At 45.6% G+C, this 15,252-nt stretch carries 13 protein-coding genes; 8 read left to right on the top strand and 5 right to left on the bottom strand.

Annotated features, from left to right (window positions below; all coding sequences use genetic code 11):
- Window positions 1-151: 151 nt before the first annotated feature.
- The 7 genes from B3157_RS09820 to B3157_RS09790 all read left to right on the top strand — a co-directional run bounded on the left by B3157_RS09820 (window position 152) and on the right by B3157_RS09790 (window position 7,220).
- Complete coding sequence (locus B3157_RS09820; protein WP_292590298.1) at window positions 152-766, top strand: DUF6305 family protein; 615 nt, start codon at window positions 152-154, stop codon at window positions 764-766.
- Window positions 767-777: 11 nt separating this feature from the next.
- Complete coding sequence (locus B3157_RS09815) at window positions 778-2,052, top strand: hypothetical protein (protein WP_292590297.1); 1,275 nt, start codon at window positions 778-780, stop codon at window positions 2,050-2,052.
- A 64-nt stretch (window positions 2,053-2,116) separates the two neighbouring features.
- Entirely contained in the window at window positions 2,117-3,778 is a 1,662-nt protein-coding gene (locus B3157_RS09810) for a dipeptidase (RefSeq protein ID WP_292590296.1), read from the top strand.
- A gap of 113 nt (window positions 3,779-3,891) precedes the next feature.
- Window positions 3,892-4,527 (top strand): DUF6305 family protein, encoded by a 636-nt coding sequence (locus B3157_RS09805; RefSeq protein WP_099829780.1) that lies wholly within the window; start codon window positions 3,892-3,894, stop codon window positions 4,525-4,527.
- Between the two features lie 61 nt (window positions 4,528-4,588).
- A complete protein-coding gene (locus tag B3157_RS09800; RefSeq protein WP_099829781.1) occupies window positions 4,589-5,893 on the top strand; it encodes a C4-dicarboxylate ABC transporter in 1,305 nt (434 codons plus the stop codon).
- 15 nt (window positions 5,894-5,908) lie between these two features.
- A complete protein-coding gene (locus B3157_RS09795; protein WP_165775360.1) occupies window positions 5,909-6,061 on the top strand; it encodes a hypothetical protein in 153 nt (50 codons plus the stop codon).
- A 10-nt stretch (window positions 6,062-6,071) separates the two neighbouring features.
- Window positions 6,072-7,220 (top strand): succinylglutamate desuccinylase, encoded by a 1,149-nt coding sequence (locus tag B3157_RS09790; protein WP_292590295.1) that lies wholly within the window; start codon window positions 6,072-6,074, stop codon window positions 7,218-7,220.
- Between the two features lie 59 nt (window positions 7,221-7,279).
- Here B3157_RS09790 and B3157_RS09785 read toward each other — a convergent pair whose 3' ends face one another.
- The 5 genes from B3157_RS09785 to B3157_RS09765 form a co-directional block, all read right to left on the bottom strand.
- Window positions 7,280-7,924 (bottom strand): HAD hydrolase-like protein, encoded by a 645-nt coding sequence (locus tag B3157_RS09785; RefSeq protein ID WP_292590294.1) that lies wholly within the window; start codon window positions 7,922-7,924, stop codon window positions 7,280-7,282.
- Window positions 7,924-8,577, bottom strand: coding sequence for an HAD-IA family hydrolase (locus B3157_RS09780; RefSeq protein WP_292590293.1), 654 nt, complete (start codon window positions 8,575-8,577; stop codon window positions 7,924-7,926). The genes B3157_RS09785 and B3157_RS09780 overlap by 1 nt, the downstream gene beginning before the upstream one ends.
- Window positions 8,578-8,646: 69 nt before the next feature.
- On the bottom strand, window positions 8,647-9,150 hold the full coding sequence (locus B3157_RS09775) for an inorganic diphosphatase (protein WP_349680386.1): 504 nt from the start codon (window positions 9,148-9,150) through the stop codon (window positions 8,647-8,649).
- Between the two features lie 105 nt (window positions 9,151-9,255).
- Entirely contained in the window at window positions 9,256-10,722 is a 1,467-nt protein-coding gene (locus B3157_RS09770) for a C1 family peptidase (RefSeq protein WP_292590291.1), read from the bottom strand.
- A gap of 13 nt (window positions 10,723-10,735) precedes the next feature.
- A complete protein-coding gene (locus B3157_RS09765; protein ID WP_292590290.1) occupies window positions 10,736-12,076 on the bottom strand; it encodes a hypothetical protein in 1,341 nt (446 codons plus the stop codon).
- 318 nt (window positions 12,077-12,394) lie between these two features.
- On the opposite strand from B3157_RS09765, the gene leuS reads away from it, so the two are divergent.
- Window positions 12,395-14,770: a leucine--tRNA ligase gene (leuS, locus tag B3157_RS09760; protein ID WP_292590289.1), complete on the top strand. Its 2,376-nt coding sequence runs from the start codon at window positions 12,395-12,397 to the stop codon at window positions 14,768-14,770.
- Window positions 14,771-15,252: the final 482 nt, after the last annotated feature.

Below are 15,252 nucleotides of genomic sequence, written 5' to 3'. Positions count from 1 at the left end.
TTTCCTCCTATTTAAAACTTGTGTATCGATTGGAGCAAGCGGGCAAAATGGCATAAGGCTTTGCTATAATGATTATAAGAAAGTTTTACAACCTAACTTAATGAGTTTTCCGTTCTTGGACTGATTATTATTTATTTTGGGGATGGCACTTTTGAAAATTGCTACGGTTATGCTGATTCTTTTCGCTGGTTCAATTCTTTGCTCTCTGACAGTCGAACCTTTGCCCGTTATTGAAGATCCTCTGTTAATGACAGTTTGGGGCGAGAGCATAGAACTTCAGAATATAATTTATTTTTGTGACAGTCTTCAGATTGCTCGTGACTATTCGCGGTTTGCGACAGTCGAAGATCTCGCTTCTGGTGCTGGATACAGGATTGGGAGAGAGCTACCCGACGAATTTTTCCATCCATTCTACGTTACCGGAACTCCATATCGTACTCTTGTTGTCATTGTTGGAGGCGCTGAACGGGGATCAGCAGAAGATATCATTAGAATTGAGATGCTTGCCTCTTCAGTGAAGAGCTCTGGAGGAAAGGTTCTAGCAATAGACATCGATGTTGAAGGGACTGGAGACGATCCCGTAAAGGAAGAGTTCGTCCGAACAATCGTTCCGTTTCTAGATGTCCTTATAGTAGCCGAGAGCCCCACTGATCAATACTTGCCATATCTGAAAAGTGATACCCCTATATTGGTGGAGCTGCCAGTTGTTGTAGATCTCGTTTCAATCTTTGAAAGGGATTTCGGCGGCGGCAGGTGCTGTGACTAACAGGAGGATTAATGAAGAGAGTATTTTTGTTAGCCGTTATTATGTTAAGCGTACTTACATTTTCAGAGATTAGTGTTGAGTATTCGATTGCCTACGGAGGAGAAGGCGATGACGTTGCAAACGATCTGGTTTTGCTCAAAGACGGAAGTATTCTGATTGCAGGATATACAACTTCGACTACCGGAGATCTCGGGGCTTCAAAAGGGGAAGAGGATTTTCTCGTAGTGAAAATGGACGGCTCTTTTGAAGTGTTGTGGTCTAGAACTTTCGGTGGTAGTGATTCTGATGTTGCAGAAGCGATAGCTGAGACAAGAGACGGCGGCTTCATCGTTGTTGGCATGACAGAATCATCAGACGGCGATGTTTCCGTGAGTAACAAGCTTGGAGATTTCTGGATAATCAAGCTTTCCTCGGAAGGTGAACTACTCTGGGAGAAGACATTCGGGGGAAGTGGCCAGGACCATGCTTACGATGTTGTTGAGAGGCCCTCGGGAGATGTGGTCGTTGCAGGCTACACGAGATCGGTAGATGGAGATGTTCGAGGACATGTATGGGGAGAAGATTTCTGGATAATTGAGATCGCTTCTACAGGAGAGCTTCTGAAGCAGTGGACAATAGATGGAGAAAACAACAACGAAGATCTTGCTCGAAAGCTAACGATTACTGACATAGGCGAGATACTGGCTGTAGGCTATACGGCCTACAAAGACGTAGGAATTAGCTGTAATTACGTTAACGAACAGGCTGCACTTGCGGTCATCGATAATGAAGGAGTCCTTTCTTCCTATAAGAGTTACGGTGGTATGTATCTCGAAGATGGTTACGATGTGATGATTTTTGAGGACACAATCATTATTGTCGGTGAACAGGATGCTGGAGTATCTATGTTTTCCAGCGGACTCGGAGGGAAAGACTTCTACGTTGTAACAGTAGACAGAGCTGGGCAAGAAATCTGGGCGAAGAATTATGGAGGAACCTTTACAGATATTGCGCGTGTGGTTCAGCGATTCGGGAACGGACACTTTCTAGTTGCAGGTCACACAACTTCACAGAACGTTGACGTCAAAGATCCTCTAGGTATGAACGATGGGTGGATAATTGTAATAAAGGAAAACGGTGAGCTTGTCGAATCATTATCGGTAGGTGGATCGGCAGATGATCTAATTCTTTCGGGTGTCAGTTCAGATGAAAAGCATATTTTCTGTGGTTATTCAACATCATCTGACGGAGACGTAGAAAGCAACAACGGCGGAAAAGATATCTGGTTGATTTCGTTAGGGAAATAGATGAGGTCTAGCGACCTTAAACTGGGGTATATCCCCAATAAAATCTAGTTGGGAGGGGTTTCATTTGCGTAAGATCCTATTGGTCCTGATTGTGGCTGCTGCAATAGTCAGTATTGGCCTTGCATGTACCACGATCATCGTTACTAAGGGTGCGTCTGTTGACGGTTCAGTAATGACGAGCCATTCAGCTGACTGCGGCCTCTGTGATTTCAGGTACGTCTATGTTCCACCCGCAGATTATGAAGCGGGAGCAAAGAGAGCAGTATATCCTTTCATCGAGCCATATCCACGTTATGTCGGTGCAGATATGGGTCCGACCTACAACGATCCAGACCTTCCGGCAACAGAGCCTCTGGGTTACATCGATCAGGTCGAGCACACATTTGGCTACTTTGATGCAGTTTATGGCGTAATCAATGAACATCAGCTGGCAATCGGTGAATGTACATGTTCTGCGAAGGTCTATGCGCAGCCAAGTGCAGATTGTATTTTCGATGTTGCTGCTCTTTCGAGAGTTGCAATGGAGAGAACTACCACAGCCCGAGAAGCAATAGAACTCATGGGTGCACTTGCCGTTGAGTACGGTTACTACGGTTGGGGAGAAACACTGACAGTAACAGACCCAAACGAAGCCTGGGTCTTCGAAATCTGTGCATCGCCAGACAAGAAGAGTGCACTTTGGGCGGCAAAGAAGGTTCCAGATGGAACAGTCTTCGTAGAATCGAATATGTTCAGGATAAGAGAACTCGATCCTGAAAGCCCTGACAATATGTTCTCGCCGAATCTTATCGATGTTGCAACAGAAGCCGGCTGGTACGATCCCAGCACAGGCCCTATCGACTGGATGGCAACTGTTAGTACAGGAGAATACTCCTATCCTTACTACAGTCTGAGAAGAACATGGAGAGTTCTCGACAGAGTCTCCCCATCTCTTGGACTTTCTCCCTGGGTAGAAGACAGTTTTACAAAAGACTACCCATTCTCTATCGTACCTGACAAGAAACTGTCGGTTGCAGATGTTATTGATCTCTTCAGAGACCACTACGAAGGAACAGAATTTGATCTTACTGAAGGGCTTGCAGCAGGCCCATTCGGCAATCCTAATCGCTATGCCGGTTCCAGTAAGCTAGTAAAGGGAAGCTGGGAAAGAGCCCTTTCTATCTTCAGATGTGAATACGTTTTCGTTTCTCAGGTTAGAGACTGGCTTCCTGATCCTGTCGGTGGAGTAGTATGGTGGGGAGCAGCTGCACCTCACGAGACGATTCTTGTGCCGATGTACTGTGGAATAACGGACGTTCCTTATGCTTATGACAGTGGTAGCCTTCAGGAATTCGACTATAATGTCGCATCTTGGGCATTCAACTTCATGGGCAACTGGGCGGAATTGAAGTGGAGCTACATGTATCCGGAGATTCAGGAACTTCAGAAGAAGATCGAAGGAAAGCTCTTTGCAGTACAGCCAGCGATTGAAGCGGCAGCTGCACAGCTTTACGAAACAGATCCAGAGCTATGTAAGGAATTCCTTACTGATTACGTTGCTGACGTCACCGACAGAGTAATGGCAGAAGTATGGGATTTCAACGAATATCTAATAACCAAGTACAGAGACGGATACATCAACATCCCGAACGTTGGTTCTTCAGCTGGATACCCCGATTGGTGGCTGCAGGAAGTCGGTTATGCAGACGGTCACGTCTTTGGTGACGACGCTTACAAACCTAAATGATAGTCCTGGCCTGCCCCTTTCGGGGCAGGTTTTCTTCGATAATTTCGGACTTTGTATACGATATTTGTTTCAAATATATGAGTCGAATAGAGCAGAAAGAAGGAGGTAGTTTCATGAAGAAAGCAATTCTCGTTATGATTATTGTTTCTGTTGTTGGTGCACTTGCCTTCTCGGCTACAGAAGTCTCACTGGCACTTCCTGTTGTAATCACTTCAGCCGGTCAGAGTACGGAAGTTGAGACGGTGACTTATGTTGCCGACGAAGTAGGTTTGAAGTACGATTATTGCGACATTCTCTCCAAAGATGAGCTAGCTGCCGGAGTAGGCCTTGGTGGAGCTGTGTCGGCTATTGGAAAGCACGTGACCACGCTTTCCCCTGATCCCAAAGGGACGAAGTTTCAGTCAATGATCCTGGTTCTTGGTGCGAGTCTCAAAGGTATGGGAGCGTCGGGATTGTCTGTAGAATCGGAAGTTTCAAGGCTCAAGGCACTCATCGACTACGCAAAGGCGAACGAGATCGCAATAATTGCCGTGGCAATCGGCGGTTCAGTTCAGAGGGGTCTTCCTGGTAGTCCGATCGAGGTAATGATTGACACAGTAGCTCCCTTTGCAGACATCTTCATCGTGACAAAGGACTCAAACAAGGACGGCAGATTCACGAATGCCGCTTCAGAAAGAAATGTGCCAATAGTGGAGATTGATTCAGCTTTCGATCTTCTCGACACATTCACAGAAGTCTTCGGGTTGTAGTTGATTGGATGCGGCGCGATCGTGATGATTGTGCCGCGTTCATTATAAGGGGGTAATCACGTTGTCAGCTGATGCAATATATATGCAAACGATCATAGCCGGGCTAGTCATGGTTGGAGCCTACGCCGTTGGAAAGTTCCTGAAGTTTTCAACGGAACTATGTATGTTTGTTGCAGTAATCGGGGGAGCAATTGCCGGAGGAGCAGGTTTTGACACTTTCAGGCATATAGCCGAAGGATCGGTAACTTACCTCGACATTGGACTTATCTTCGTATTTGCGACGATTTTCATGAATATTATCAAAGAGTCGGGTGGAACGAATTATATCGTCAGGAAGATAATTGGAGCTTTCCATAACAAAAGAGTCCTGATGCTGATACTACTGATGCTTGTAATTCTAGTTCCGGGAGCGCTCACCGGAGCAGGGAGTATCTCCGTTCTAGTTGTGGGGGGTACGGTAGCAGCAGCCCTTAACGCGATGGGACTTTCAAAGGTCAGGATTTCGGCGCTAATCTTCATAATTGCGGGTTTGAGCGCTGCTGCTCCGCCAGTCAACATCTGGGCAATGATGACTTGTGCGGGAACAGCAATACCTTATGTGGGGTTCACAATGCCTCTTCTTGTACCGATCTTGATTCTGGCGCTGTTTTCTGTCCTGTTCTTTGGACGTGGTGCAAAGAACATAGACAAAGAAAAGGCACTAAAAGAGATTCCCGATCCCAAAGGGCTCTCCGGGTGGAGCGTTGCTGTTCCTTTCCTTGTCTTGATATTCCTGCTCGGGGCCCCCAGAATCTGGCCGTTCGGATTCCCGGTTCTTGGATTGCCTCTAGTCTTTGCAATCTGTGCGTTAGTTGCTTGGCTAATGAACTTCAAGAGAGTGAATATTCTGAAGGTCAGCAAAGAGACCGTTGCCCAATTAACACCCCTGATAGCAACCACCGCAGTTGTGGGAATGCTGATCCAGGTCATGAGTTTCAATGGTGTGAAGGGTTTGATCTCAATGTGGATTGTTACGGCTCCTCTGGCTATAGTCTGGATACTCCTTCCCTTCATAATACCGATATCGGAAGGTCTCCTTACATATGGTGGTGCGATGGTAATAGGAATACCGCTTATCTGGATGTTGAATTCAAACGGAATAAACCCGGTAATTGTTTTGGCAGGATTAAGCCTTCTATGGCCTCTTGGAGATGGACTACCCCCAACTGCGCTGATAGGGAGGTTGACAGTGAGTACGGTTGGCTATAAAGGTTCTTACGGCTCGTTCTTGAAAGAGTGTGTAGTGCCCTGGATAGCCATAACCGCAGTTGCTATGATACTGATTATCTTCGCCAACAAATTCAACTTCCTGATGATGGTAGGTTGAGGAGGAGGTGTCGTCATGACTTTGATAATGTTTCTGTATTATGTGATGACAGCCTATGTGGCAGGCATGCTAATATGGAACTTCATTAAGACCAAGGATTTAAAGAGCGAGATACTCTATACTTTGGCTCTTCTACCCCTCATTCTCAGACTGCTGAGAATGAAGTAGGAGTGGTTTTATGATGAGAAAACTTATAATCGCTGGTGTACTTGCACTTATAGTTCTGGCTGGAGGAATACCACTGTACGTTCAGAGGTACTTCAAGGAAGAAGTAGTGGCCGGACCAAGTGTGACTAACGTTTTTAAACTCAGCAAGTACTTTGACGGAATAGAAGGAACGATTGCAGATACCGATGTTTTTGAACTGAAGGGCGCAGAGGAAGGCGGGAAGACTCTCATAATAGCGGGGACCCATGCCAATGAACCTTCTGCGGCTTTACTCGCATATTTTTTCATCGGGAATCTCGAAGTGGAAAAGGGAACAGTCTACGTTATTCCCCATTTCAATGTTAGCGGTTCTCTTGGAACACAGCCAGGTGGAGGATTTCCTCTCTACTACTATCTGGAAACTCCATGGGGAGAACAGAAGTTCAGAATGGGCGACAGAGGGTTCCAGGCACTTGACCAGTGGCCAGACCCGGACGTCTATGTACACTATCCTGATGGTCAGCTTTTGTCGTACATAGACGCAAGAAACACAAATCGATCCTGGCCAGGCAGGCCTGACGGATTCCTTGCTGAAAAAGTCTCCTTTGCAGCAATGGAGATGATCCGTAATGAGGGTATAGATATCGTTATTGATTTGCATGAAGCAGAGGCGATGTACCCTGTGACCAACTGCATAGTTGCACCTGAGAAGTCAATGCCCTATGCAATAGGAGCTTCCTTCTATGTGAAGGGAAGAGAGAAGTTTGATAATCACGTGGAGTCTTCTCCAGCCGGTTACAGAGGCCTCTCACACAGGGAGATTGGTGATTGGTCCGACGCATACCCGTTCTTACTGGAGTCACCCGGAGTCCATCTTGATCAGATTACGGCTGCCAAAACTCCAGAACTGATTATCGATGGTATAGACCCATTTGTGTTGAAGGCTGGTGAAAAGGGATTGCTTTTCGTCCCGTACGACGAGAACGGATTCTCTATGGACAGAAGAGTCGGCCAGCATTCTTCAGTTATTCAGGAGATTCTGTCTCAGTGGACGAAGAAGAACCCCGACAGAGGATTCTCGGTTTCCGCCGCAAGATACGCCGAAATAGTCGAAAACGGACTTGGATACTACTTCAAGGACCCTGCTGAAGCAGATTCAAGAAAGATATACTACCAATAGAATGTCTTTCTGCATAGGAAAAGTGCATACGGGTTTTGCGTATGCACTTTTTTCATTTGCTATACATGTGAGGAATGGCCGTCATCTGAAACAATCTTTTCAAGCTGTAACAGATTGTCTATTGTGAAGTCGACTCGAATGGTTGGTCTGGATCCATTCTGAGAGAAGAAACATGTCTTTGTTCCCGCATCCCTTGCAGCAATGACGTCAAGGTCTCTATCACCAATGGAGAGAGTTGATCTGGGGTTCAGTCTATAATTTCTTATCGCGCTGACGAAAGCATCGGGGTCTGGTTTCCTCTTAAATCCGCTTTCTCTGGTGATTATGTCGCTGAAAAGCGAGGTCATTTCATAGTAACTTAGCAGCTTGAAAGCAGTCTTTCGTGATCTATGAGTTATGATCAGATTCTTACCGCCATTCCTTACAACTATTGAGCACACCTCGCGAGCACCTTCAAAAGGAGGTTGCTCGGCCGGGTCGAGTTCTTCTTCAGATTTCTTGAAGTCTTTGTAGAAGGCATAGTCAACTCCTCTATCCAAATAGAAGTCAACGGCCTTTCCGAGGGTGTCTTTCATGAGGGAGAGAATTTCGTTTTCGGAAGCGACATATCCCTTTCTAAGCAGAGCTTGCCTAAACAGTCTGACCATAGCTGGGTAGGTATTGAAAAGCGAACCGTCGAAATCCCATATGAGATTCTCGATCATCAGCTTTCACAACCACTGTATCTGTTGCACACCTGCAAAACAGAAGGAACCTGTTTCAAGGAGGTAACGACAAAATCAGCTTTTGTGGTTGCTGACGACGAATCTGGATTGAAGAGGCAGGTAGCTATTCCGGCGCGTTTCCCGGCCTCAATATCGATCTCTCGATCACCGATTGTAATAACTCTTTCTCTCTCAAGCCCATACTTGTCTATAATATACATAATTGCCTGTGGATCGGGCTTTCTGGCAAAACCACCGTCTGCAGATACAATTTCGGAGAAAAGATCCAGCATCTTGTAGTAATTCAGAAGTTTGGTCATGGAGTAATTACTCCTGTGACTGAAAAGGAAATTACTTCCACCGTTCTTATTAATCTGGATACAGGTATCCTTTGCCCCTTCAAAAGGTGGTTGTCTCTCCGGTTCAAGATGGTTCTCTATACTGTAGAAATCCTCCAGAAATCCACTGTGCAGTCTGTACTTATCCATGAAGTGTTGTGCAGCTTTCGATGTTGATTCCTTAAGCTTTTCAAGAATTTCTTTGTCGGAAGCTCTCACCTCATACTTCTCAAGGACCCTCGAGAATACCTCCGCTGCCGCAGGGTAAGTATCGAAGAGAGTGCCGCCGAAATCCCAGATAACGTATTCATACATAATGGATTCTCCTTTCCTGTTGCTAAGTCAATGATATACGCTTTTCGGAATTTCGTCCTGTCGGCTTTTTTAAGAATCTTCACCTTCTTCAAGAAATCTCAGCTTCGACTCAGCAATTATTCTCATAGTCTCTTCTCTTCCTACCCAGCCTTCTATGCCTGTCTTCTTTTTTTCAAGGTCCTTGTAGATGGAGAAGAAGTGCTCGATCTCTTTCAGTAGATGAGGTGGAACGTCGTCGAGCGTCTCGATATAGTTCCAGACCGGATCATGTATCGGAACACAAAGGACTTTCTCGTCAGGGCCCTTCTCATCCCACATCTTGAATGCGCCGATTGGCTTTGCCTCAATTAAACACCCGGGAAAAGTCGGCTCCCAGAGCAAAACCATTGCATCAAGCGGATCTTCGTCTTCGGCAAGAGTATTTAATATGAATCCATAGTCCATCGGGTAATGAACAGCAGAAAACAGAGTCCTGTCGAACCTTATCCTCTTGAGTTTCTTATCATACTCATACTTATTCCTACTTCCCTTAGGAATCTCTATCATTATGTCAAGCACGGTTTCTTCCTGCAAAGCTCTCACCTCCTTATCAATTATGCCAGAAAGACTACAGACTAATGATTATCACAAAAGAAGAACCCCCTAAGGGGGTTCTTCTAAACCTATTTCAAAACATTCTTACCTGTTGTTAAACAAGAATACCCAAGCAGCAGCGTCTTCGCCGTTGATCTTCCCGTCCTTGGGGAAGGAAATGTCACAGGTTGCGATATCCTCTGCTTCTGTCGAACCTATCTTTTCGACCAAAGCTTCGAAATCCTTCTCGTCGACAATGCCATCACCGTTTATATCAAGACTGTCTTCTTCGTGATGTGCAAGATCGTCGAAAATCGGAAGATACATCTCTCTTCCTTCGATTTCCCAGAAACCTATCTGTCCGCTCTCATATTGTTCCTCGCTAATGGCGGGGATTACATAGTAGCCCCCGTCTCCCCAATCATAGGCCCAGGAGTTCTTGATTATCCAGAAGGTGGTTGCTGTGAACTCTGGAGAACCGGTCTGTGTTGGATCCAAATATGTGTAGCTTTCGATTTCTTCGTCCAGTATAGGAGTTGCATCAGGATTCGTCCTGCCAGCTAGGATTATGTCATCGAGCTCGGTGGCATCCGCCCATCCAACTAGAGTGACTGCGTGTCCGCCTGTGCTGTAGTCTCCTTCTACAGGAGAATAGATTCCCTTGGAATAGAAGTTGAAACTGTATGGAACTGAGAAAGAGACGGCAAGAGATCCGTAATCCGCAAGAGCTGTCTTTATCATATTCAGATAATCCTCGTAGCTATATCCTAAGCGAGCTGCCGCTGTTGCAGGAGGTATCATCACACTTCTCGAGGACTTCAGCAGCGGAGCATTGTATGCCGATGGGGGCAGAGGAATCTCCTCTCTGGGGTCCAAATAGACTTCAGAATATGGAGCGTATTGTTCTTCCATCATTCCATACCTTATGAGATTGTACATTGCAAAGTAGCTGTTTCCACCCTCAAGGCTGTTCCTGTCCTGAACATAGTTGTCAGGTGAAAAGCTGTAGATGTCCCAGTCGATGTTATGATAGGTTCCCCATCGTTCCGAATAATCCAGGGTGTTATCCACGTTTCCGTTCATCCCATATATCTGCACTGCAAGCGCACTTTCAAAAGAACCAACAGTAGCGAAAGACCAGCAGCTGCCATGAATGAACTGGTCTCTAACGGGTTCAAGCCTCACGAAATAGCTTTCAGCCACTTCTCTCGGTTCCAAAAGGACGAAAGTTGACATCATGAGATCGTCTGTTGTGGTCATCCCCTGAATGGAAAAGTCCTCTACTTCTTCTATATATGCCATTCTAAGGTACTCAACCAACCGATCGCTAACATCCTTTGGAAGATCAATGTATCCATTAAGCCGCTCAAATATCGCATCGACATCTGCGATATTTGCGGTTTCAAGCTTTGCGACAAAGCTTTCTTCCAGACCTGCTTCCCAGCTCAAATTCAGCTTTTCTATTGAAGAATTTACTTTTTCCTCAGCTGACCTTACTTGAGTTGCAATACTTGCCAGTGCAAAGGACGATATCAAAACTACCGTAAGTAGAACTATAAAGGTTTTCTTCATAGTAATCCCCCCCTTACTCCAAGAAGACAATTGGTTCGTGGTCAACAATGAAACCGTCAACAGAACCATTGTCTACATCTCTGAAAGCGGGATTTGGCAAATCGGGATAGATGCCATATGTATCCCAGTAACCTTCGTACGCCAGTCCAACGGCAATGATCTCGCCTTCATAATCCTCAGGAACTGAGAAAGTGAGAGTTGCGAAGACATCATCGGCAGCTCCAGCTTCATCTGCTCCATTCAGGAAGGCTTTGTAAAGGGTGACAGCCTCATCACTACTCTTGAATGTTCCAACATCCTTCAAACCTGCCATGAAATTCCCGAACTCAACGCTTTCAAGAACCAAACCTTCGCTGTTCCACAGAGAGAGTTGAATATATCTGACATCATACAGATCGGCAAAACTCGCAACATTTTCTGTCATTACACCTACAGTAAACGAATCTCCAGGTCCTATATCGCTGTCAGGAGTGGAAAGGCTGATAATCGGTTTTTCGTCTGAATCATACCTCTCTCTTAGAGCAAACGCTTTGTAGGCTTCTCCGTAGTCGTTAAGCGTGTTTCCAAAGACATGAGCCTCAACCCATCTTGCATAAACTGTGTTTAGTTCAAAACCGACTTCCGCAAGAGGATAGAATAGAACGAAACCACTATACGGACCTTCTACTCCGGCATAATATACTCTAATTGAGTCCGTGCCATACTCAAAACCGTACGGTACCCAAAGTGTACTATAAACTTCCAAGTAACCCGGTAGGTACACGTACCTGTGTAGATCAGATCTGTTGTTAGGTATCTCTTCCCAAGTGTCATACAAGCCATCTTCATTGGTGTCCAGCAGGTTCAATCGCTTCCTTACAGTCACCTCTTCGGCAGGGACAATTTCCTCCGAAGCAGTTTTATAAAACCTCATGCCGAAGACTTCATCTTCGATGTACTCGAACAAATCGCTGTAATCGAAATACATCAGCCCAGCTCCAGATTGAAAGAGTTCTCTCTTCATATTAGTCGCTTTGAAAGAGATAGTCTTCTTTGTTTGAGCCCCCATCGAATCGGTCGCTACAACCTCTGCGACGTACTTTCCCTCTTCGTCTAGAGCGTACACCGCTTCGCCGGTGTCTACTACAGACAGAACTTCAGCCCCATTCTTGTAGAGCTTGAACTCAGAAGTGACTTCCGTGTCATCGAAGTCAGTTACTTCCCACTCGAAAGTGACAAGCGTCATCGGAGCAATTTCCTGTCCTTCCGAAACGGAGCCTGTCAACGATACCACTGGCGGATTGTTGATCTTGAAGCAGCCAGAGACAAAGAACAGGAATACAAGCAACAGAGATACGAACAATGCTTTCTTCATTCTCTTACCCCCTTTTTCGAGATTTCGTGTTCATGTACAATTATACATTCACAGGTGCCGATTCTGAAAACCTCATTTCTGAACAATTCTGCTTCCAGCGCTTGAAAACAAAATTGTCCACTTTACGTAGATCATGCAGGACACCGTCGGGAAATCCCTGAAAAACTTCGATAAACGAGTCGTCAACCTGCTTTTCAAATGAAGACTCTTGCCTCTCTGATCGACCGGGTTTGTCATCCCAAATTCAGTAACACTAGCATGTTATAATCCATCTAAGTTGCTTTTCTCAAGCTTTACACTCATTCGGGGAGGTAGCATATGTACGATTTCAGGGTGATTGAAAGGAAATGGCAGGATTACTATGCGAAGGAGAAGCCGTTTAACATAGATCTCAAGAAAGCGGAGAAGCCTTTCTACAATCTCATGATGTTTCCATATCCCTCCGCTGCCGGTCTCCACATAGGAAACATGTTTTCCTTCATCGGATCGGATGTATATGGAAGGTTCATGAAGCTCAAGGGCTACGACGTCTTCGAACCGATCGGTTTCGACGCTTTCGGTATACACAGCGAGAACTATGCCTTGAGAGTTGGGAGACATCCTGCTGAGCTCACTCCGAAAAGCATAGAGTACTTCAGAGAAGAGCAGCTCAAAATGATTGGTAATATTTTCGACTGGAACAGCGAAGCGATAACTTCTTCTCCGGAGTATTACAAGTGGACCCAGTGGATCTTCATTCAGTTGTTCAAGAACGGTCTTGCTGAGAAACGTGCGTCAAATGTTAACTGGTGTCCTTCGTGCAAGACAGTGCTGGCCGATGAGCAAGTAATTGACGGTCGTTGCGAACGATGCAATAATGAAGTCGAGAAACGTGAGATGAGTCAGTGGTTCTTCAAAATCACAAAGTACGCAGAGAAACTGCTGTCTAACCTCGAGAAGCTTGACTGGACGGATACTACTAAGAATCTTCAGCGCGCGTGGATAGGGAAATCTTCTGGAGCCACGATTTCTTTTAAAGTATCTGGAATGAATGAGCAGATAGATGTGTTTACAACCCGTCCAGATACGATATTTGGAGTAACTTACATAGTTGTAGCTCCTGAATACGGTCTGGTGAACAAGCTAGTCACGCCTTCAACAGTGGAGACTTTTGATAATTTCAAAGAAGAAGTGAAGAGCATGGATCTTGCCACAAGAACATCTATTTCTCGTCCAAAAAACGGGATATTTACCGGTTCTTACGCCATTCACCCTCTTACTGGTGAGGAGCTTCCAATTTGGATAGGAGATTACGTGCTGGCAGAATATGGAACGGGTGCCGTTATGGCCGTCCCGGCGCACGATGAGAGAGATTATGTCTTTGCGAAGAAGTATGGACTAGAGATAAGACAGGTCATAGAATGCGATCCCTCACAGTTGCCCTATACTGAGAAGGGAAAGATGATCAACAGCGAAAAGTACTCGGGTACGCTCAGTGTTGATTTCATCGACAAGATTGACGAAGTGAGCGAAAGCATAAAGGGCTCTGTGAACTATCACCTTCATGACTGGTGTATTTCCAGACAGCGCTACTGGGGTCCTCCGATACCAATGATCTACTGTGATAAGTGTGGAACTATCCCCGTCCCTGAAGATCAATTGCCAGTGATGTTGCCAAATACCGATGACTACATACCTGACGGCAGCGGCAAGTCTCCACTGGCCAAGAACAGCGAATTTGTCAACACGACTTGCCCGATTTGTGGAGAGGCTGCCAGAAGAGAGACCGATGTCTCCGACAACTTCCTTGATTCGGCATGGTATTATCTGCGATATCTCTCACCGAGCAATGACAGTGGACCTTTTGATGATGGGCTCGTTGAAAAGTGGTGCCCGGTCGATATGTATATAGGCGGAAATGAACACGCAACTCTCCATCTGATGTACTCGAGATTTCTTGCGATGGCGCTACACGATATGGGTTTTCTTCCTTTTGAAGAGCCGTTTGCTTCATTTAGAGGACACGGGCTTATCATAAAAGACGGGGAGAAGATGTCGAAATCGAAGGGAAATATCGTCAATCCCAACGAGTATTTTGAGAGCCATGGAGTGGATGCCCTTAGAACCTATCTGATGTTTATGGGGACCTTTCTCGAAGGCGGAGATTTCCGGGACAGCGGAATGGACGCGATGAGAAGGTTTCTGAATCGAGTTTGGGACATCGCAACAATGCCTGAAGGCAAGAGCTCGACAGATCTGAAGATAAAGATGGCAGAGACTGTGGAAAAGGTCGAATATTCAATCAAGAATATCAAGCCGAACACGGCAATAGCCGCTCTCATGGAGTTCGTCAATGAGGCTTCGAAAGAGAGCGCTATCGAGAGAAAGCTCGTAGTAGATATGGCAAAACTCCTCTCGCCTTTCGCCCCCTTCATTTGCGAAGAGATATACAGCACGAAAGGCGGGAAGAAGAGGACTATTCTTGAAGATGGTTTCCCTTCTGGCTATGAGAAATACGCTTCTCTGGCGAAGACTGAATTGCCTGTTCAGATTACCGGTAAGATGAGAGGAAAGGTTGTGCTTCCTCAGAACGCCTCCCAGGAGAAGGCAATGGAAGCGGTAATGGCTGATGAGAAGCTCTCAAAAATGCTTGAAGGAAAGTCAATAAGAAAGATCATCTACGTACAGGACAAGATAATCAATATAATTATTTGAGTGTAGTAAGAAATAGTATATTCTCAACATCTAGAAGGAGGGCCAGTGGCTCTCCTTTGTTTTCCATCGATTAGTCTCCGTTTTGATGTGGGTTTTCGTGAAACGAAAATGCTTGAATTTTCGTATCTTGCATGGTGTCTTACAGTACTGAACACAGCCTCTTCCAGAACTGCTTGTTGATTATCTATGGAAAGCGGCAGATCAAAGTGGTAAAAACCATCAGGTGCGTCATGCTCGCTTCTCAGAGACTCGTATTTCTTGCGTAGTCCCATTTCCTCTATCGTGTAGTATCGACCACGTAATCTGCCTCGATATATGTTTCATTACCCGCTAGACTGTGGAGAATCTTCTTGAGCGACAACTTCTGTTTGTATCCGAAATGATGCATCGACTGAACCGAAATGGCAATGTCGAATTCTTCCGATGGCAAATCAACTTAGAAGTAGGAACCGGTAATCAAGTTCAGGCTGTCCAGTCTGTCT

Source organism: Mesotoga sp. UBA5557, assembly GCF_002425715.1.
GTDB lineage: Bacteria > Thermotogota > Thermotogae > Petrotogales > Kosmotogaceae > Mesotoga.
Note: the sequence above shows the minus strand (reverse complement) of the source record. Positions and strands in the feature narration are given on the sequence as shown.

Excerpts from the sequence above, each read along its gene's own strand:
- B3157_RS09805 (WP_099829780.1), top strand. The coding sequence starts at position 3,892 with ATGAAGAAAGCAATTCTCGTTATGATTATTGTTTCTGTTGTTGGTGCA.
- B3157_RS09815 (WP_292590297.1), top strand. The coding sequence starts at position 778 with ATGAAGAGAGTATTTTTGTTAGCCGTTATTATGTTAAGCGTACTTACA.
- leuS (WP_292590289.1), top strand. The coding sequence starts at position 12,395 with ATGTACGATTTCAGGGTGATTGAAAGGAAATGGCAGGATTACTATGCG.
- B3157_RS09770 (WP_292590291.1), bottom strand. The coding sequence starts at position 10,722 with ATGAAGAAAACCTTTATAGTTCTACTTACGGTAGTTTTGATATCGTCC.
- B3157_RS09790 (WP_292590295.1), top strand. The coding sequence starts at position 6,072 with ATGATGAGAAAACTTATAATCGCTGGTGTACTTGCACTTATAGTTCTG.
- B3157_RS09765 (WP_292590290.1), bottom strand. The coding sequence starts at position 12,076 with ATGAAGAAAGCATTGTTCGTATCTCTGTTGCTTGTATTCCTGTTCTTT.
- B3157_RS09795 (WP_165775360.1), top strand. The coding sequence starts at position 5,909 with ATGACTTTGATAATGTTTCTGTATTATGTGATGACAGCCTATGTGGCA.
- B3157_RS09780 (WP_292590293.1), bottom strand. The coding sequence starts at position 8,577 with ATGTATGAATACGTTATCTGGGATTTCGGCGGCACTCTCTTCGATACT.
- B3157_RS09785 (WP_292590294.1), bottom strand. The coding sequence starts at position 7,924 with ATGATCGAGAATCTCATATGGGATTTCGACGGTTCGCTTTTCAATACC.